The organism is Novosphingobium sp. GW835-FHT14H07 (assembly GCF_058793515.1).
Map to the genome: position 1 here is coordinate 1 of NZ_JBXAFX010000007.1, position 18,276 is coordinate 18,276.

The following is an 18,276-nucleotide window of genomic DNA, read 5'->3' on the forward strand; positions in this document are numbered from 1 at the left end:
CCCCCCGGCCACTCGCAACCGGTCCCGCGCCCCATCCCTTGCGTGCCACAACGGCACCGCACCGGTCGCGCGATCTGCAAGCTTCCCACCGGCGTCACCGGTCCGCATTCGCCAGCGGATGATGCTCTTTGTTGGAGAGAAGAAGGGTTTCTCGCAGAGGCGCGGAGCGAGCAGAGATCGCGGAAAAGAGTACGGCTTGCGCCCGGGCTGTCATGCATAAAGACGGGAAGACGCAAAGGGATTGCGCGCGCCGCAGGCCTTCAGTGCCGATCGCACGAAATGCCAGCATTGTGAGGCGGCTTTGCCACATGGCGCGCCATCTTCGCGTCTTTGCGTCGTTGGGTCAGATACCTCTTTCTTCTCTGCGATCTCTGCTCCCTCTGTGCCTTTGCGAGATACAAGCGCGTAACCTTCTCCGCGCCTCCGCGCGAAACACCCTTCCCAAGCAGGCGTGGGTGCAGAAGCTTTGCCACAACAAAAAAGGGAGCGGTTCGCACCGCTCCCTCTTGTCTTCAGCCCTCGGGCTAAGTCCTTAGTTCGGACCCTTTTCGAAAGTGGCGAAGTTCTCGTTGCCGACGAAGCCGAACTTCGTGACCTTGGCGTCCGTGATGATCTTCATCAGCCGGTTCGCGATCTCGTAGCTGGCGAATTCCTCGGGCTGGAACTGCAGTTCCGGCTCGGGGTTGATCCCCTTCGTCGAGGCGATGATCGAGACCAGCTGGCCTTCGCTTACCGAAGCACCATTCCAGAGGATCTGGTTGGTCGCGGTCAGCACCAGCTTGTTCTTGATCGGATCGATCGTGACGTTGTTGGGGATGTTCGTCGGCTGCGGGAGGTCGATGTTCACCGCATGCGTGGCCACCGGGATGGTGATGATGAACATGATGAGGAGAACGAGCATGACGTCGATCAACGGCGTCGTGTTCATTTCCATCATCGGCGAGCCATCATCCTTGCCGCCGCTCATTGCCATGGTTGGTACTCCTGTTCGCTCTCTGGACCTGTCGAGGGTCCGGGCTTAGCCCGGATCGACCGGCGTCGAGATGAAGCCGACTTTGGGATAGCCAGCGGACTGGACGTTGTAGATGGCCCCTGCGATGCACTTCCACGGCACGTTCACGTCGCCACGGATATGCACTTCGGGGATCTTCTCGGGGTCCATGTTGGCGGCGCCGCCTTCACGCTTCACGATCGCATCGAGGCGATTGAAAGCCTGCTGGTACAGCTCCTGGTTGTCCACCGGGGTGATGTTGTTGAAATAGACGCGGCACTGGCCGGTGCGCGAAGAACCCTCGTAACCGGGTTCCTTCGGGCTACGGCCTGCGGCGTCCGTCGAGACGACCGACAGCATCAGGTTCTCGACCTTGTCCTGCGATTCCTCGCTGACAAGCACGGGGACTTTGAGCTTCTCGATCGACTGGATCGCGACGGGCACCGCGATGAGGAAGATGATCAGCAGCACCAGCATCACGTCCACGAGCGGCGTGGTGTTGATGTCCGACATCGGGCGTTCTTCTCCGCCAGCGCCGCCTACAGACATTGCCATGGGTTACATCCTATCCGTTTTGAGCCGCGAGAGGGGCCGGAGCGATCCGGAGAAAGACTCCGGCCTGGGACCCGCGTTCCGGAAAGGGGCCGGCGACATGCCGCCGACCCGGTTCTTTGCTTACTTCTTGACCGGAGCGGCCGGGGTGGCCGGAGCAGCCGGAAGAGCAGGCTTCACAGCGCCCTTCGAGTTGATGTTCGCCAGGATGTCGGTCGAGAAGCCCGAGAGCAGCTCTGCGATCTTCTTGTTGCGAGCCTGCAGCCAGTTGTAGGCAAGCACGGCCGGAACGGCGACGAGCAGACCCAGCGCGGTCATGATCAGAGCTTCACCGACCGGACCTGCGACCTTGTCGATCGAGGCCGAACCGGCGAGGCCGATGTTGATCAGCGCGTTGTAGATGCCGACCACGGTACCGAACAGACCGATGAACGGAGCGGTAGCACCGACGGTGGCGAGGAACGGAAGGCCGCCGGCGAGGCGAGCGTTCACGAACGCTTCCGAGCGGGCGAGCGAACCGTGCAGCCAGTCATGGGCTTCCATGGCGTCGGTCATCTTGCCGTGCTGGTCTTCGGCGGCGATGCCGTCGTCGACGATCTGGCGCCATGCCGAGTTCTTTTCGAGCTTCGCAGCGCCTTCACGCAGCGAGGGAGCGCGCCAGAACGTGCCGATGTTCTTGTACTGGCCGATGATCTTGTTCTGCTCCATGAGCTTGGTGAACAGGATGTAGAACGAACCGAACGACATGATCGCGAGGATCACGAGGGTGGCGATGCCGATCCAGTTCGGCTGACCGTTCGGGAACAGGGCTTCCTTGATGCCGAAGGACTTCTGCGGCGCTGCGGCGCCAGCGGCGGCAGCAAGAGCGTAGATGAACATTGCGAGTCTTCCTCTTCAATTCAAATCAAAGTGCGTGAGTGCCGGTCGGACCAGGCTCTCGTGTCAGTTCCGCGGTGCGGATCAATCCTTCGGGATGACCCAGCGGATCGAGTTCGAATACGAGCCCGTGGTCGGCTGGCCTTCACCGTCGGTCGCGGGCGTGAAACGCGCGCGGCGGCGGACGTTGGCGCAGGTCGCCTCGTCAAGATCCGGGCTGCCTGAAGATCTGGTGATCTGGCAGTCCGTCACCTTGCCGTCGGTACCGACCGTGACACGGAAACCCGTGGTGCCTTCACGCTCTTCGCGAAGCGCACGCGAGGGGTAGTCGTTCGACGTCGCCCAGTTGCCGGGATTGCCCTTTGGCGCAGCGCCCTTGGGCTGGAAGCGCGGCGGGGGCGGAGCGGCCGGCGGTGCAGGAAGCGCAACCGGCGCCGGCGGAGCCGGAATCGGAGGAGCTTCATTGACCGTCTGAACCTGCGGCGCCGGCGCGTTGAAGCTGATCGGCGGCGGAGGCGCGACGATCGGCGGCGGCGGCGTGTTCTCCTTCGGAGGCGGCGGCGGCGGCGGCTCCTCCGGCGGCTTCTCTTCCTCGATGTTGACCGCCGAGGTCACCTCTTTGACCTTCTTGAACGCCTCTTGAGCCAGGCCCGTAACGAGCGCGTAGCCAACGGCGACATGAAGAATCGCAACGACGATGAGCGCGGTGATCTTGTTACCGCTCATCTGTTGGTCAGCGTATGCCATTCAGCTCCAATACTCCTGATCGCCCACCCGGGCCCGGAGCACGCGCATGACGGCCCTGACCAAGGTGGTGCCCGCGCGCAGGATCACCGTCCTGCCCGAAGGCCAATCCAGCAAATTTCAATCCACCCTGCCGGCAACCCGGTCCGCCGACATCAAACCAGGGGGTTTGGCGGCGGCAAGCGTCGGGCTGCTTGTTTTGGATTGCCCGAACCGGCGCATCTTTAACGGCGAAGCCAAAGGCGCGCAAATGCTTTATCCGTTAACTCGTGATTCATGGTTGCACTGCCTGAAATCAGCCAGAAACGAAGCGCGGATTCCGCCGGAGACCCTGTTATGCCTAGGTTTGTATCGAATGCTGCGCTCCCTGCCGCTGCCTTCGCAATGCTCTTTTCAGGATTCGCAGCCACCTCGGCCAGCGCTCAGCAATCAGCGATTCGGCGTGATGACGGCGCTGTCACCGCCGAGGCGGCGCCTTCTCTTACCTACGCCGACCTTGCCTCGCTGGCCGACGCTGCCGAGACCGTGCTGCGCGTGCAGGTGCGCAAGGCATCGCGGCTCAAGCCCGAACAGGCTCCCGGCGTAGCCCCGGGAATGGCCCGCGTGCTGATCGAAGCCCGCACCCAGACCGTGCTGACTGGCCCCGCCATGGGCGAGACCGTGCGCTATCTGGCCGATGTTCCGCTCGATGCCCGGGGGAAAGTCCCGAAGCTTTCGAAGGCGGTCATGCTGCTGTTTGCACGGACCGTGCCCGGTCGCGCCGGAGAGATCAGCCTTGTCGATGCGGGCGCGCAGTTGCCCTGGTCGGGCGAAACCGAGATGCGGACGCGCGCGATTCTCACCGAAATGCTTTCGCCCGACGCGCCGCCGCGGATCAAGGGCGTGCGCGAGGTCCTCCATGTTCCCGGCAATCTTGTCGGCGAAGGCGAGACGCAGGTGTTCCTGCAAACCCAGAACAATGCGCCCGTGTCACTCTCTGTCGTCCGCCGCCCGGGCATGGAGCGGACCTGGGGCGTCAGCCTGTCCGAGATCGTCGACCAGGCAGCCCGCCCGCCCGCCCGCGACACGCTTACGTGGTATCGCCTTGCCTGCAGCCTGCCTGCGCAGATGCCGCCGGGCGCGAGTCTCTCCGGCAGCGCTGCGCACGTCCGCGCCGCAGCCGACGATTACGCCTTCGTTATTGCCCAGCTTGGCGAGTGCAGCCGCAACCGGCCCGCAGTGGAGCGCTGATCAAAGCGAGGTTGCCCGCCTCGCTCATGTCTCCTAAGGCCCGCCGCGCAGAATCTGTTATTGGCATAATTTGCTGATGGCATCTGTCAGTTTCAGCGGACGGGAATGACATGAGCGAACCTTTGCGCATCGCGCTGGCCGGGCTGGGCACGGTCGGCGGCGGGGTAATCCGGTTGATCGAGGCCAATGCGGACCTCATCGCAAGGCGTGCGGGTCGTCCGATCGTCATTACCACCGTCAGCGCGCGCAATCGCCAAAAGGACCGGGGCTTCGACGTCTCGCGCTATGCCTGGGAAGACGACATGGTCATCCTGGGCGAGCGGCCCGACGTCGACGTGGTGGTCGAGCTGGTCGGCGGTGCCGATGGTCCGGCGCTCGCGCTGGCTCGCACCACGTTCGAAGCAGGCAAGGCGCTGGTCACCGCCAACAAGGCCATGATCGCGCACCACGGCGTGGAACTGGCGACGAAGGCCGAGGCGGCGAAAGTCGCTCTCAAGTTCGAGGCGGCAGTCGCCGGTGGCATCCCGGTCATCAAGGGCCTGAAGGAAGGCGTTGCCGCCAACGAGATCGCGCGGGTCTACGGCATCCTCAACGGCACCTGCAATTACATCCTCTCGACCATGGAGGACACCGGCCGCGACTTTGCCGACGTCCTCGCCGAGGCGCAGGCCAAGGGCTATGCGGAGGCCGATCCGACCTTCGACATCGACGGCATCGACGCTGCCCACAAGCTCTCGATCCTCTCCTCGATCGCGTTCGGCACCGCGGTAGACTTCGCGCCGGTTGCAGCGACCGGCATTCGCCGCGTGCTGGCGGCCGATATCGCGCAGGCCGATGCGCTCGGCTACTATATCCGCCTGATCGGCATGGCCGAGACGGAGGTCGACGCCGCCGGCAACCGCCGCCTGTTCCAGCGCGTGCACCCGCATCTCGTCCACCGCGACCACCCGCTTGCCCATGTCGATGGTGCCACGAATGCCGTCGTCGCGGAGGGCAACTTCGTCGGCCGCCTGCTGTTTCAGGGCGCGGGTGCCGGTGATGGCCCTACGGCCAGTGCGGTCGTGGCCGACCTTATCGACATTGCCCGCGGCGATATCGGTGCGCCGTTCTCGATTCCCGTGGCCGAACTCGATCATGCGGCTCCCGCAGACGTGGGCCACCGTACCGGCAAGGCCTATATCCGCTTCAACGTCGCGGACCGCCCCGGTGTTCTGGCCGAGATCACTGCGGCGATGCGCGATGCGGGCGTATCCATCGAAAGCCTGATCCAGAAGGGCGGGGCCGACAACGCGCCGGTCATGGTCTCGCTGGTCACGCACGAAGGGCCGGAAAGCGCGATCACCGAAGCGCTGCGCCTGCTTGATGGCTCACCGGTTCTGGCAGAGCCGCCGCTGGTCATGCATATCCTCGGCGAATAACGACCGCCGGCGTCAGGGCGCGGGGATTTCGCCCTTGGCAATCCGGTCCGCGTCCGAGCCCGGCGGTGGCGGCGGCAGCGCCTTGATGTCGAACATGTAGATCTCGTGGGGCTTGCCACCGAGGCCGATGCAGCCCCGGCTGCAATCGCGCAGGCCGGAGACGTTCGGCGCGCGGGGCAGGCCGTCGTCGGTCGACTTCGCGCCGTCGGTTTCGTCACGAAGCGGCACGCGCTCGCGGTCGCTCGCTTCCTTGCCGCCGCAGACCACGATGGTTCCGTCAGACCTCTGCATCGGCCTGCACCGCTGGGTCTGGGAAGTGGTCAGCAGGTTTCGCGCAACTTCCGCGTCGTTGGTCGCCGCACCAGGTACGACCGGCCCCTGCTTCGCCGGAGTTGCCGCGGGCGCCTGATCCTGCGCAGACGCGGGACAAGCGCCAAAAAGAAGCGCAAGGCCTGCCAGAACTGCCACTCTCTGTCTCGACAAGACCCTTACCTCACGTCTAGTGCCAGGTCACACCAGCGTCATCTGTGCCACGCATTGCCTTTTGCGAGACATAGTGATGTTTGCGCATACGTTTGCACAGCTTGTGCGCCGCGTCGAGCCGGGTCTGCCGGGGAAATGCTGCACATCGGCTGAACCATGACAATACTCGTGCTAGATTCGTCACCACCCGACCAAGCTGGAGCCATCGTGACCGAAATGACCAAAAATCCCGCCGCTTCGCAGGTTCTTGACCGCGTCCTCGTGCTCGAAATGGTCCGGGTGACCGAGGCCGCGGCGATCGGCGCCTCCCGCCTGATCGGCCGTGGAGACGAGAAGGCCGCCGATGCTGCGGCAGTGGAAGCCATGCGGGCTGCCTTCAACGAACTCTACATGGACGGCACCGTGGTGATCGGCGAAGGCGAGCGCGACGAGGCGCCAATGCTCTATATCGGCGAAAAGGTCGGCGCGGCGCCAGGCAAGGGCCCGAAGATCGACATCGCTCTCGATCCGCTCGAAGGCACGACCATCACCGCCAAGGATGGCCCCAACGCACTTGCCGTGCTGGCCGTGGCTGAAGAAGGCGGCCTGCTCAACGCACCGGACGTCTACATGGACAAGCTGGCCTGTGGCCCCGGCTATCCCGACGGGATCATCGACCTCGACAAGTCGCCCACCGAGAACGTGAAGGCCGTGGCAGCGGCCAAGGGCGTCGCTCCCGGCGACATCAACGTCTGCGTGCTGGATCGTCCGCGCCATTCTGCCCTGATTGCTGAGCTGCGCTCGCTGGGTTGCGGCATCAAGCTGATCCCCGATGGTGACGTGGCGGGCGTGATCGCGGTGACCAACGAGGAAACCGGAGTCGACATGTACATGGGCACTGGCGGCGCTCCGGAAGGCGTGCTTGCCGCAGCGGCGCTGCGCTGCGTCGGTGGGCAGTTCAAGGGCCGCCTGCTGTTCCGCAACGAGGACGAGAAGGCCCGCGCCCGCAAGTGGGGCATCGAGGACCTGAACAAGCAGTATGACCTGATCGAGCTGGCCAAGGGTGACTGCATCTTTGCCGCCACCGGCGTGACCGATGGTTCGCTGCTTGCAGGCGTCAAGGTGCACAAGAGCGGCGTGATGACCACCGAAAGCGTGGTGATGCGCGCCTCATCCGGCACCGTGCGCTGGGTCAAGGGCGAGCACCGCAAGGGCCGCTGACCGCTGGTCACGGGTTGACTGCAAGGCCGGATGCCATGGGCGTCCGGCCTTGCTGCCTTTTCAGGTACCGAAGCGCAGGATCCTGGGTGACGCCACATCCTCTTCAAGTGCTGAAGAGCGCCGCAAGACCTGCGGGTTGGGCACCTCTGTCGGCCGGTTTTCGATATCGCGCGTGCGGAAGGTCGAGACCAGATCGGTCAGCCGCTCCGCCTCGGAGGACAGGCTGCGGGTTGCCGCCGAGGATTCCTCCACCATTGCCGCGTTCGCCTGCGTCATCCGGTCCATGGCGGCCACTTCCACGTTGACCTGCTCAAGGCTTTCCGCCTGTCGCGCCGCGGCCTGCGCGATCTGCGTGACCAAAGCATCGACTGCTGCGATCTGATCGACGATGCCGGTCAGGCGTGAGCCGGTTTCGCCAACCAGTCGGACACCCTCCTCCACCTGGCTCGTGCTGTTCTCGATCAGAGTCTTGATGTTCTGCGCGGCTTCGGCAGAGCGCTGGGCAAGGGCACGGACTTCGGTTGCGACAACGGCAAAGCCCTTGCCGGATTCGCCCGCGCGTGCGGCCTCGACACCAGCATTGAGGGCCAGCAGGTTGGTCTGGAACGCGATTCCATCGATGACCGAGATGATATTGCTGATCTCCTGCGCCGATGCTTCGATCGCGGCCATCGCGGCAATGGCCTGCTGCACCACTTCGCCGCCACTGCTGGCCTCGCCATGGGCCGAGCTGATCGCAACATTGACATCCTTTGCCCCCGATGCGGTTTCCCGCACGCTGCCGGTCACGCTTTGCATGGCCGATGCGGTCTGGGCGAGGCTCGATGCCTGCTGCTCGTTGCGCCGCGCCAGATCGTCGCTGGCATCGCGGATCTCGGCGATCGAATTGAGCACACTCGCTGCGCCCACACGTACGGTGCGCATTGCCGATGCAAGGGCATCGACGGCGATGTTGTAGTTCGTCCGCAGCTCCTCGTAGGCTTCGGGGAAGCGCTGGTCGATGCGATGTTCGAGATTCTGGCGCGCCATGCAGTCAAGGCCTGCCGATAGCGCCGCAACGACTGCCTGCTGCTCCTCCTGCGCCTTGGCCCGGGCCATGCCGTTCTCCCGGAAAACACCAATGGCGCGTGCCATCACGCCGATCTCGTCATTCCGCTCCGCCCCCGAAGCTTCGGTGCGATAATCGCCTTCGGCCATGCGCTGCATCGTCCCGGCAGTCTCGACCAACGGCGCAACGACGCGCTGCCGGATCATCCTGGCGGCAAACAGCACGATAGCGAGAACAGCGCAGGCAATCGCCGCGAACGCTGCGATCAGGATGAACACGAGGCGATTGGCATTTTCCATCAGCGCGGCGCGATAGGCGGTGGACCGCTCAACGAGATGCTCGACCGCGTCGTGCTGTTTCAGGTAGGCAGGGGCAAGTTCCTCCTGCTGGACTCGCAGCATCGTCGCGGTATCCCCGGATTCGAGAGCCGGAAGAAATCGCTGGTCGATGGCCTGCCAGAATGCATCGGCAGTGCCGATGGTGGCCTGCACTTCGTTGCGCAGTTCATCAGGCACAGGCGCCGTGGCCCAATAGGCCTTGCGCTGTTCGAACAGCGCGCGCTCTTCGGCGAGTTCCGCCTTTGCGTGAACGGCGTGCGCGGGGTCGGTCAGCGACCATGTGGCGTGAAGATAGGGTTCGACGACGAACGCCGGCGGCGGCAGGATGTCTGCCAGGAGTTCGTCCTGCAACAGGTTCTGCTTGTGGAGCGGTCCGCCGAACCGAATATAGCTGACCGCCACGCCCACGATCAGGATCGCCGCGAGTATCAATGCGACGACCAGTTTGGCGCCACGTGAAGTCTGCTCACTGAGCATGCCGTGTCCCTTGAGATTGGTATACATGGCATGAGGCAACGAAGTTAGATTGGCGTTTCAGGAGCGTAGGAAGTTCTACTGCCGTAGAAGCCCGGCGCCCCTGTCAAGCAGACGTAAAAAGGCCCCGCCGGATCGCTCCGGCGAGGCCTTCAAACTGTCCCTGACGGATCGACGAAGCCTTACGCCTCGTCGCCCTCGATCAGGTAATCGCCGGCATCGGCGTCGGTGCCGTGGGTCTCGCCCTCGACCGCCGCCAGCGGATCGTCACCGATTGCGGCTTCCGGCCCCTGCGCCAGCTCGGCTGCATGCTCTTCGGCTGCCGTCGCCGGAGCGATCAGCGATTCCTGGAGCTTGCGGTAGGAGGCACGCAGCGCGGCATCGCGCGAGGAGGCGGCGACGCGCAGGCGGTTCATGCCCGCACCGGTACCGGCGGGGATGAGACGACCGACGATCACGTTCTCCTTGAGACCGATCAGCGAGTCCTTCTTGCCTTCCACGGCCGCCTGCGTGAGCACGCGGGTGGTTTCCTGGAACGACGCGGCCGAGATGAACGAGCGCGTCTGCAGCGAGGCCTTGGTGATGCCCAGCAGCACCGGCTTGCCTTCGGCGGGCTGCATGCCCTCTTCCAGCTTGGCGTTGGTTTCGAGCATCTCCTCGAGGTCGACCTGTTCGCCCGGCAGCAGGGTGGTGTCGCCACCGTTGGTGATCTCGACCTTCTGCAGCATCTGGCGAACGATCACCTCGATGTGCTTGTCGTTGATCTTCACGCCCTGCAAGCGATAGACTTCCTGGATTTCCGCGACGAGGTATTCGGCCAGAGCCTCGACACCCATCACTTCCAGAATGTCGTGCGGATCGGGCGAGCCCGAGATCAGGTTGTCGCCCTTCTTGACGTAGTCGCCTTCCTGCACGTCGATCACGCGGCTCTTCGGCACGAGGTACTCGACCGGTTCACCCTCTTCCGGGATGATCGCGATCTTGCGCTTGGCCTTGTAGTCACGCACGAACTCGATGCGCCCTGCGATCTTGGCAATGATCGAATTGTCCTTCGGCTTGCGGGCCTCGAACAGTTCGGCAACGCGCGGCAGACCGCCGGTGATGTCGCGGGTCTTGGCGGCTTCGCGCGATGCACGGGCGAGGATGTCGCCCGCTTCGACGCGCTGGCCGTCTTCGACCGAGAGCGTGGTGCCCGGAGCCATCAGGTAGCGTGCAGCTTCGCCCGAATCGTCGTCGAGCAGGGTCAGGCGAGGACGCAGGTCCTCCTTCTTGCCCCGGCCGGCGGCACGGTTCTCGGTGACGACGCGGCTCGACATGCCGGTGGCTTCGTCGGTCTGCTCGGTCAGGGTCTTGCCGTCGACAAGGTCCTGATAGCGCACGATACCCGGCTTTTCGGTGATCACCGGCAGGGTGAACGGGTCCCACTCGGCCAGGCGATCGCCCTGCGAGATGATGGCGCCGTTCTCGTGCAGCAGGTGGGTACCGTAAGGCACGCGGTGGATCGCGCGCTCACGGCCCTCGGTGTCCATGACCACGATTTCGCCGTTGCGAGCCAGCGACAGACGACGGCCGCGCTTGTCGGTGATCGTCGGAATGTCGCGGTAGACCACGGTACCATCCGAGATCGCCTCGAGGTGCGACTGCTCGTTGACCTGCGCCGCGCCACCGATGTGGAAGGTACGCATGGTCAGCTGGGTGCCCGGCTCACCGATCGACTGCGCGGCGATGACGCCGACAGCTTCACCAATGTTGACCGGCGTCCCGCGCGCAAGGTCACGGCCATAGCACGTGCCGCACACGCCCTGCTGGGCTTCGCAGACCAGCGGCGAGCGGATCTTGGCCGACTGCACGCCGGCAGCTTCGATCTTCGCGATCGCGGCTTCGTCGAGCAGTTCGCCCTTCTGCGCGATGACCTCGCCCGACTTCGCCTCGATCAGGTCTTCGGCAAGGGTACGGCCAAGGATGCGCTCGCCCAGCGAGGCAATCGTCGAACCGCCCTGGACGATCGCGCGCATTTCCAGCGCACGCTCGGTGCCGCAGTCTTCCTCGATCACGACGCAGTCCTGCGACACGTCGACCAGACGACGGGTCAGGTAACCCGAGTTCGCGGTCTTCAGCGCGGTGTCCGCGAGGCCCTTACGAGCACCGTGGGTCGAGTTGAAGTATTCAAGAACGGTCAGACCTTCCTTGAAGTTCGAAATGATCGGGGTTTCGATGATCTCGCCCGAGGGCTTGGCCATCAGGCCGCGCATGCCCGCAAGCTGCTTCATCTGCGCCGGGGAGCCACGAGCGCCCGAGTGCGACATCATGTAGATCGCGTTGATCGGCTTCTGACGGCCGGTCGCCTCGTCGACAGGCGAGCTCTTGAGCTCTTCCATCATGGCATTCGCAACCTGGTCGCCGCAACGGCTCCAGGCGTCGATCACCTTGTTGTACTTTTCCTGCTGGGTGATCAGGCCGTCCTGGTACTGCTGCTCGTAGTCGGCAACCAGTTCCTTGGTCTCGGCAACCAGCGCATCCTTGCTGTCGGGGATGATCATGTCATCCTTGCCGAACGAGATGCCCGCCTTGAACGCGTTGCGGAAGCCCAGCGCCATGATGGCGTCGGCGAACAGCACCGTGTCCTTCTGGCCGGTGTGGCGATAGACCTGGTCGATCACGTCGCCGATTTCCTTCTTGGTCAGAAGGCGGTTGACGATCTCGAACGGAACCTTGTGGCTCTTGGGCAGGCATTCGCCGATCAGCATGCGGCCCGGCGTCGTTTCGAAACGCTTGAGGTACTGCTTGCCGTTCTCGTCGGTCTGCGGAACGCGGGCGATGATCTTCGAGTGCAGCGTGACGGCCTTGGCCTCCAGCGCCTGGTGCACTTCGGCCATGTCGGCCAGCATCATGCCTTCGCCCGGCTCGCCGGCGCGGTCCATCGACAGATAGTAGATGCCCAGCACCATGTCCTGCGAAGGCACGATGATCGGCTTGCCGTTGGCGGGCGAGAGGATGTTGTTGGTCGACATCATCAGCACGCGCGCTTCGAGCTGGGCTTCCAGCGAAAGCGGTACGTGGACGGCCATCTGGTCACCGTCGAAGTCGGCGTTGAAGGCCGAGCAGACGAGCGGGTGCAGCTGGATTGCCTTGCCTTCGATCAGGACCGGCTCGAACGCCTGGATGCCGAGACGGTGCAGCGTCGGCGCACGGTTCAGCATGACCGGGTGTTCGCGGATCACCTCGTCAAGGATGTCCCAGACTTCCTTGCGCTCCTTCTCGACCCACTTCTTGGCCTGCTTCAGGGTCATCGACAGACCCTTCGCATCAAGACGCGCGTAGATGAACGGCTTGAACAGTTCGAGCGCCATCTTCTTCGGAAGGCCGCACTGGTGCAGCTTGAGTTCCGGGCCGGTCACGATGACCGAACGGCCCGAATAGTCGACGCGCTTGCCGAGCAGGTTCTGGCGGAAGCGGCCCTGCTTGCCCTTGAGCATGTCGGACAGCGACTTCAGCGGACGCTTGTTGGCGCCGGTGATCACGCGGCCACGGCGACCATTGTCGAACAGCGCGTCAACGGCTTCCTGCAGCATGCGCTTTTCGTTGCGGACGATGATGTCCGGCGCGCGCAGCTCGATCAGGCGCTTGAGGCGGTTGTTGCGGTTGATGACGCGGCGATAGAGGTCGTTGAGGTCCGAGGTCGCGAAGCGGCCACCGTCCAATGGCACCAGCGGGCGCAGTTCGGGCGGAATGACCGGCACGACATCGAGGATCATCCATTCGGGGCGATTCCCTGAATCGATGAAGGATTCCACGACCTTGAGGCGCTTGATGATCTTCTTGGGCTTGAGCTCGGACTTGGTCGTCCGCAGCTCTTCCATCAGATCGTCGCGCTCCTGCTCGAGATCGAGGTTCATCAGCATGTGCTTGACGGCCTCGGCACCGATGCCGGCCGAGAAGGCGTCTTCGCCATACTCGTCCTGCGCGTCGAGCAGTTCGTCCTCGGTCAGCAGCTGGTACTTCTCGAGCGGGGTCAGGCCCGACTCGATGACGACGTAGCTTTCGAAGTAGAGGATTCGCTCAAGCTGCTTGAGCTGCATGTCGAGCAGCAGGCCGATGCGCGAGGGCAGCGACTTGAGGAACCAGATGTGCGCGACCGGCGCGGCCAGTTCGATATGGCCCATGCGCTCGCGGCGCACCTTGGTGACGGTGACTTCGACGCCGCACTTTTCGCAGACGACGCCCTTGTACTTCATGCGCTTGTACTTGCCGCAGAGGCACTCGTAGTCCTTCACGGGGCCGAAGATGCGCGCGCAGAACAGGCCGTCACGCTCGGGCTTGAACGTGCGGTAGTTGATGGTTTCCGGCTTCTTGATCTCGCCGAAGGACCAGCTGCGAATGCGCTCAGGCGACGCCAGACCGATCTGGATCTGGTCGAAGGTCTCGGGCTTGGCGAGCTGGTTGGTGAATTTGGTCAGGTCGTTCATTTGGTGCCGTTCCCTTGCCCTGTGAAAGGGCGTTGGACGTGAATTCTGGTGCGAAGGGGTGGGCGGCGGCAGAACCGCCGCCCGTGTTCCTTACTCCGCCGCCTCGGCGAGGCCGTCGTCATCCGTGTCATCGAGCGACGACAGTTCGACGTTGAGGCCCAGCGAGCGCATTTCCTTGACGAGCACGTTGAAGCTTTCGGGAATGCCGGCCTCGAAGGTGTCGTCGCCCTTGACGATCGCTTCGTAGACCTTGGTGCGGCCGACCACGTCGTCCGACTTCACCGTGAGCATTTCCTGCAGCGTGTAGGCCGCGCCGTAAGCCTGAAGCGCCCAGACCTCCATTTCGCCGAAGCGCTGACCACCGAACTGCGCCTTGCCACCCAGCGGCTGCTGGGTAACGAGCGAGTACGGCCCGATCGAACGTGCGTGGATCTTGTCGTCGACCAGGTGGTGAAGCTTGAGCACGTACTTCATGCCCACCGTCACCTTGCGGTCGAAGGCATCGCCGGTGCGACCGTCGAACAGCGTGACCTGACCCGATTCATCGAGCCCGGCCAGACGCAGCATGTCGGTCACGTCCTTTTCCACCGCGCCGTCGAACACCGGCGAGCCCATCGGCACGCCGTTGCGGACAGCTTGGGCAAAGTCGATGATCTGCGCGTCGTTGCGGGCGTCGATCTCGTCGGCATAGTTGTCGCCGTAGATCTCCTTGAGCAGCTCGCGCACCGCTTCCGGCGGCTGGCCGGCCTCGGGGTTCGGGTTGGCCTCGCGCCATGCGTCAAGAGCCGCGCCAATGCGCTTGCCAAGGCCGCGGGCGGCCCAGCCAAGGTGCGTTTCGAAGATCTGCCCGACGTTCATGCGCGAAGGCACGCCCAGCGGGTTGAGCACGAAGTCGACAGGCGTACCGTCCTCGAGGAAGGGCATGTCTTCCTGCGGCAGGATGCGGCTGATGATGCCCTTGTTGCCGTGACGGCCGGCCATCTTGTCGCCCGGCTGCAGCTTGCGCTTCACGGCAACGAAGACCTTGACCATCTTGAGCACGCCGGGGGCGAGTTCATCGCCACGCTCGAGCTTTTCCTTGCGGTCCTCGAACTTCTCCTGGATCGCCTTCACCGCAGTGTCGTACTGCGCCTTGACCGCCTCCAGCTGCTGCTGGCGTGCATCGTCGGCAACGGCGAACTTCCACCATTCGTGACGCTCGACATCGGCGAGAACCTGCTCGTCGATGACTTCGCCCTTCTTGATGCCCTTGGGCGCTGCAGCCGAGACCTGGCCGAGCAGCATGTCGCGCAGGCGGTTGAAGGTGGCGCGGTTGAGGATCGCGCGCTCGTCCTCGCGGTCCTTGGCGAGGCGTTCGATTTCCTCGTTCTGGATGGCGCGGGTACGGTCGTCGATCTCGATGCCGTGACGGTTGAAGACGCGAACGTCGACGATCGTTCCGGCAACGCCGGGCGGGAGGCGAAGCGAGGTGTCGCGCACGTCGCTGGCCTTTTCACCGAAGATCGCGCGGAGCAGCTTCTCTTCCGGCGTCATCGGCGATTCACCCTTCGGGGTGATCTTGCCGACGAGGATGTCACCGGGGTGAACTTCCGCACCGATGTAGACGATGCCCGCCTCGTCGAGGTTGCGCAGGGCTTCCTCGCCGACGTTCGGGATGTCGCGGGTGATGTCCTCAGGCCCGAGCTTGGTGTCGCGGGCCATGACTTCGAACTCCTCGATATGGATCGAGGTGAAGACGTCTTCCTTGACGATGCGTTCGCTGATCAGGATCGAGTCTTCGTAGTTGTAGCCGTTCCAGGGCATGAACGCGACGAGCACGTTGCGGCCCAGCGCCAGTTCACCGAACTCTGTCGACGGACCGTCGGCGATGATGTCGCCCTTCTCGATCAGGTCGCCCACCTTCACCAGCGGACGCTGGTTGATGCAGGTCGACTGGTTCGAGCGCTCGAACTTCTGCAGGCGATAGATGTCGACGCCCGACTGGCCGGGTTCGATATCGCCCGAGGCGCGGATCACGATACGGGTTGCGTCGACCTGGTCGACCACGCCCGAACGCAGGGCCGAGATCGCAGCGCCCGAATCGCGCGCCACGGTCTCTTCCATGCCGGTGCCGACAAACGGCGCATCGGCCTTGATCAGCGGCACGGCCTGGCGCTGCATGTTCGAGCCCATGAGCGCGCGGTTGGCGTCGTCGTTTTCCAGGAACGGAATGAGCGAGGCGGCAACCGAGACGAGCTGCTTGGGGCTGACGTCCATCAGCGTGATCTGGTCACGCGGGCTCATCACGAATTCGCCGTTCTGGCGGGCCGAGACGAGTTCCTCGACGAACGATCCGTCAGCATTCAGCTCGGCCGAGGCCTGCGCCACGGTGTGCTTCTGCTCTTCCATCGCCGAGAGATAGATGACGTCCTTGGTCACCTTGCCGTCGACGACCTTGCGGTACGGCGTTTCGATGAAGCCGTACTTGTTGACGCGCGCGAACGTGCTCAGCGAGTTGATCAGACCGATGTTCGGGCCTTCCGGCGTTTCGATCGGGCAGATGCGGCCATAGTGGGTCGGGTGAACGTCGCGGACTTCGAAGCCGGCGCGCTCGCGGGTAAGACCGCCCGGCCCAAGTGCCGAAACGCGGCGCTTGTGGGTGACTTCCGAAAGCGGGTTGGTCTGGTCCATGAACTGCGAGAGCTGCGAGGAACCGAAGAACTCGCGCACGGCGGCCACGGCGGGCTTGGCGTTGATCAGGTCGTTCGGCATGACGGTCGACACGTCGACCGAGGACATGCGCTCCTTCACGGCGCGCTCCATGCGCAGCAGGCCGACGCGGTACTGGTTCTCCAGCAGCTCGCCCACCGAACGCACGCGACGGTTGCCGAGGTTGTCGATGTCGTCGACTTCGCCCTTGCCGTCCTTGAGGTTCACCAGTTCCTTGACCACGGCGAGGATGTCGTCCGTGCGCAGGGTGGTGACGCTGTCATCGCACTCGAGGCCGAGGCGCATGTTCAGCTTGACGCGACCCACGGCCGAGAGGTCGTAGCGGTCGGCATCGAAGAACAGGCCATCGAACAGCGCTTCGGCGGTTTCGCGCGTCGGCGGCTCGCCCGGGCGCATGACGCGGTAGATATCTGCCAGCGCGTGGTCGCGATCCGGAGCCTTGTCGGCCTTAAGGGTATTGCGGATCCAGGGACCGGTCGAGACGTGATCGATGTCGAGCAGTTCGAGCGTGTCGATCCCGGCCTTGTCGAGCAGATCGAGGTTTTCCGGCGAGACTTCGTCACCGGCTTCGATCCAGATGCGGCCCGTGGCTTCGTCGATCAGGTCACGCGCGGCATAGCGGCCGAAGATTTCCTCGGTCGGGATCAGCAGCTCTTCAAGACCGTCCTTGGCCGCCTTGTTGGCAGCGCGGGGGGAGATCTTCTGGCCCGCCGGGAAGATCACTTCGCCGGACTTGGCATCGACGATGTCGAACATCGGCTTCGATCCGCGCCACTGTTCGAGCACGAAGGGCACCTTCCAGCCGCCCTCGGCACGTGCCCAGTTCACGGTGTCGTAGAAGTGGTGGAGGATCTGCTCGTCGTCCAGGCCCAGCGCATGAAGCAGCGCGGTGACCGGCAGCTTGCGCTTGCGGTCGATACGGACGTTGACGATGTCCTTGGCGTCGAATTCGAAGTCGAGCCACGAACCACGGTAGGGGATCACGCGGGCCGCGAAGAGGTACTTGCCCGAGGAGTGGGTCTTGCCGCGGTCATGGTCGAACAGCACGCCGGGCGAACGGTGCATCTGCGACACGATCACGCGCTCGGTGCCGTTGATGAAGAACGTCCCGTTCTCGGTCATGAGCGGGATGTCGCCCATGTAGACGTCCTGCTCCTTGATATCGATGAGCGACTTGGTCTCGGTCTCGGCATCGACCTCGAAGGTGGCAAGCTTGAGCGTGACCTTCATCGGCGCAGCATAGGTGATGCCGCGCTGGCGGCATTCGTTCACGTCGTACTTCGGCGCTTCGAGGACGTAACCGTCACGCTCCTTGATATCGAGGCTGGCGGTGCCGGCGAAATCCTGGATCGGGAAGACCGAACGCAGCGTCTTCTCGAGGCCCGAGACATAGCCGATCGACGGATCGGAGCGGAGGAACTGCTCGTACGATTCGCGCTGGACCTCGATGAGGTTCGGCATCTGCACGACTTCGTGGATGTCCCCGAAGATCTTGCGGATGCGCTTCTTCACACCGGGACGACTGGCTGTCTTTGAAACCATAAAGGTTGCGAGCCTCTTTCAACAAATGGCCGGAAAACCGGCGGAAATTCTGCCACGCGCGGGCGATGGGCCACCAAACGGCGAAAGGCCGCACAGCGCACGGCGCTCCGTTCAACGGAAGCCATGGCCCGCAGCCTCTTGCGTCAGATGGATTGCCCTGCGCCTCCTTCCCGAGCCACCCCCTGCGCATGGGACGGCCTTGCTC

Annotated in this window: 11 protein-coding genes; 3 read left to right on the forward strand and 8 right to left on the reverse strand. The window is 63.9% G+C overall.

Going from position 1 to position 18,276, the window contains the following annotated elements:
- Nucleotides 1-532: 532 nt before the first annotated feature.
- The 4 genes from AC1Q5P_RS08215 to AC1Q5P_RS08230 form a co-directional block, all read right to left on the reverse strand.
- Nucleotides 533-973, reverse strand: coding sequence for an ExbD/TolR family protein (locus tag AC1Q5P_RS08215; protein WP_039333396.1), 441 nt, complete (start codon nucleotides 971-973; stop codon nucleotides 533-535).
- 45 nt (nucleotides 974-1,018) lie between these two features.
- The gene (locus tag AC1Q5P_RS08220; RefSeq protein ID WP_082013322.1) at nucleotides 1,019-1,546 is read right to left on the reverse strand and encodes an ExbD/TolR family protein; all 528 of its coding nucleotides are present in this window, start codon (nucleotides 1,544-1,546) and stop codon (nucleotides 1,019-1,021) included.
- A 120-nt stretch (nucleotides 1,547-1,666) separates the two neighbouring features.
- Nucleotides 1,667-2,422 carry a MotA/TolQ/ExbB proton channel family protein gene (locus tag AC1Q5P_RS08225; protein ID WP_039333391.1) on the reverse strand — a complete coding sequence of 252 codons (756 nt, stop codon included), beginning with the start codon at nucleotides 2,420-2,422 and terminating at the stop codon, nucleotides 1,667-1,669.
- Between the two features lie 81 nt (nucleotides 2,423-2,503).
- Nucleotides 2,504-3,166 carry an energy transducer TonB gene (locus tag AC1Q5P_RS08230; protein ID WP_039333390.1) on the reverse strand — a complete coding sequence of 221 codons (663 nt, stop codon included), beginning with the start codon at nucleotides 3,164-3,166 and terminating at the stop codon, nucleotides 2,504-2,506.
- A 381-nt stretch (nucleotides 3,167-3,547) separates the two neighbouring features.
- On the opposite strand from AC1Q5P_RS08230, the gene AC1Q5P_RS08235 reads away from it, so the two are divergent.
- Both AC1Q5P_RS08235 and AC1Q5P_RS08240 read left to right on the forward strand, forming a co-directional pair.
- On the forward strand, nucleotides 3,548-4,393 hold the full coding sequence (locus tag AC1Q5P_RS08235) for a hypothetical protein (RefSeq protein ID WP_492518687.1): 846 nt from the start codon (nucleotides 3,548-3,550) through the stop codon (nucleotides 4,391-4,393).
- A 110-nt stretch (nucleotides 4,394-4,503) separates the two neighbouring features.
- Nucleotides 4,504-5,811: a homoserine dehydrogenase gene (locus tag AC1Q5P_RS08240; RefSeq protein ID WP_062343491.1), complete on the forward strand. Its 1,308-nt coding sequence runs from the start codon at nucleotides 4,504-4,506 to the stop codon at nucleotides 5,809-5,811.
- A 12-nt stretch (nucleotides 5,812-5,823) separates the two neighbouring features.
- Here the strand turns inward: AC1Q5P_RS08240 and AC1Q5P_RS08245 are convergent, their stop codons facing one another.
- The gene (locus AC1Q5P_RS08245) at nucleotides 5,824-6,102 is read right to left on the reverse strand and encodes a hypothetical protein (protein ID WP_156135907.1); all 279 of its coding nucleotides are present in this window, start codon (nucleotides 6,100-6,102) and stop codon (nucleotides 5,824-5,826) included.
- 408 nt (nucleotides 6,103-6,510) lie between these two features.
- On the opposite strand from AC1Q5P_RS08245, the gene glpX reads away from it, so the two are divergent.
- On the forward strand, nucleotides 6,511-7,494 hold the full coding sequence (gene glpX, locus AC1Q5P_RS08250; protein WP_156135909.1) for a class II fructose-bisphosphatase: 984 nt from the start codon (nucleotides 6,511-6,513) through the stop codon (nucleotides 7,492-7,494).
- A 60-nt stretch (nucleotides 7,495-7,554) separates the two neighbouring features.
- On the opposite strand, the gene AC1Q5P_RS08255 is transcribed toward glpX, so the two are convergent.
- From AC1Q5P_RS08255 to rpoB, 3 genes are all read right to left on the reverse strand, one after another.
- Nucleotides 7,555-9,384: a methyl-accepting chemotaxis protein gene (locus tag AC1Q5P_RS08255; protein ID WP_492518688.1), complete on the reverse strand. Its 1,830-nt coding sequence runs from the start codon at nucleotides 9,382-9,384 to the stop codon at nucleotides 7,555-7,557.
- Between the two features lie 152 nt (nucleotides 9,385-9,536).
- Entirely contained in the window at nucleotides 9,537-13,820 is a 4,284-nt protein-coding gene (gene rpoC, locus AC1Q5P_RS08260; protein ID WP_492518689.1) for a DNA-directed RNA polymerase subunit beta', read from the reverse strand.
- A gap of 90 nt (nucleotides 13,821-13,910) precedes the next feature.
- On the reverse strand, nucleotides 13,911-18,071 hold the full coding sequence (gene rpoB / locus AC1Q5P_RS08265; protein WP_492477083.1) for a DNA-directed RNA polymerase subunit beta: 4,161 nt from the start codon (nucleotides 18,069-18,071) through the stop codon (nucleotides 13,911-13,913).
- Nucleotides 18,072-18,276 lie beyond the last annotated feature (205 nt).

Excerpts from the sequence above, each read along its gene's own strand:
- AC1Q5P_RS08240 (WP_062343491.1), top strand. The coding sequence starts at position 4,504 with ATGAGCGAACCTTTGCGCATCGCGCTGGCCGGGCTGGGCACGGTCGGC.
- AC1Q5P_RS08220 (WP_082013322.1), bottom strand. The coding sequence starts at position 1,546 with ATGGCAATGTCTGTAGGCGGCGCTGGCGGAGAAGAACGCCCGATGTCG.
- rpoC (WP_492518689.1), bottom strand. The coding sequence starts at position 13,820 with ATGAACGACCTGACCAAATTCACCAACCAGCTCGCCAAGCCCGAGACC.
- rpoB (WP_492477083.1), bottom strand. The coding sequence starts at position 18,071 with ATGGTTTCAAAGACAGCCAGTCGTCCCGGTGTGAAGAAGCGCATCCGC.
- AC1Q5P_RS08245 (WP_156135907.1), bottom strand. The coding sequence starts at position 6,102 with ATGCAGAGGTCTGACGGAACCATCGTGGTCTGCGGCGGCAAGGAAGCG.
- AC1Q5P_RS08215 (WP_039333396.1), bottom strand. The coding sequence starts at position 973 with ATGGCAATGAGCGGCGGCAAGGATGATGGCTCGCCGATGATGGAAATG.
- AC1Q5P_RS08230 (WP_039333390.1), bottom strand. The coding sequence starts at position 3,166 with ATGGCATACGCTGACCAACAGATGAGCGGTAACAAGATCACCGCGCTC.
- AC1Q5P_RS08225 (WP_039333391.1), bottom strand. The coding sequence starts at position 2,422 with ATGTTCATCTACGCTCTTGCTGCCGCCGCTGGCGCCGCAGCGCCGCAG.
- AC1Q5P_RS08235 (WP_492518687.1), top strand. The coding sequence starts at position 3,548 with ATGCTCTTTTCAGGATTCGCAGCCACCTCGGCCAGCGCTCAGCAATCA.
- glpX (WP_156135909.1), top strand. The coding sequence starts at position 6,511 with ATGACCAAAAATCCCGCCGCTTCGCAGGTTCTTGACCGCGTCCTCGTG.
- AC1Q5P_RS08255 (WP_492518688.1), bottom strand. The coding sequence starts at position 9,384 with ATGTATACCAATCTCAAGGGACACGGCATGCTCAGTGAGCAGACTTCA.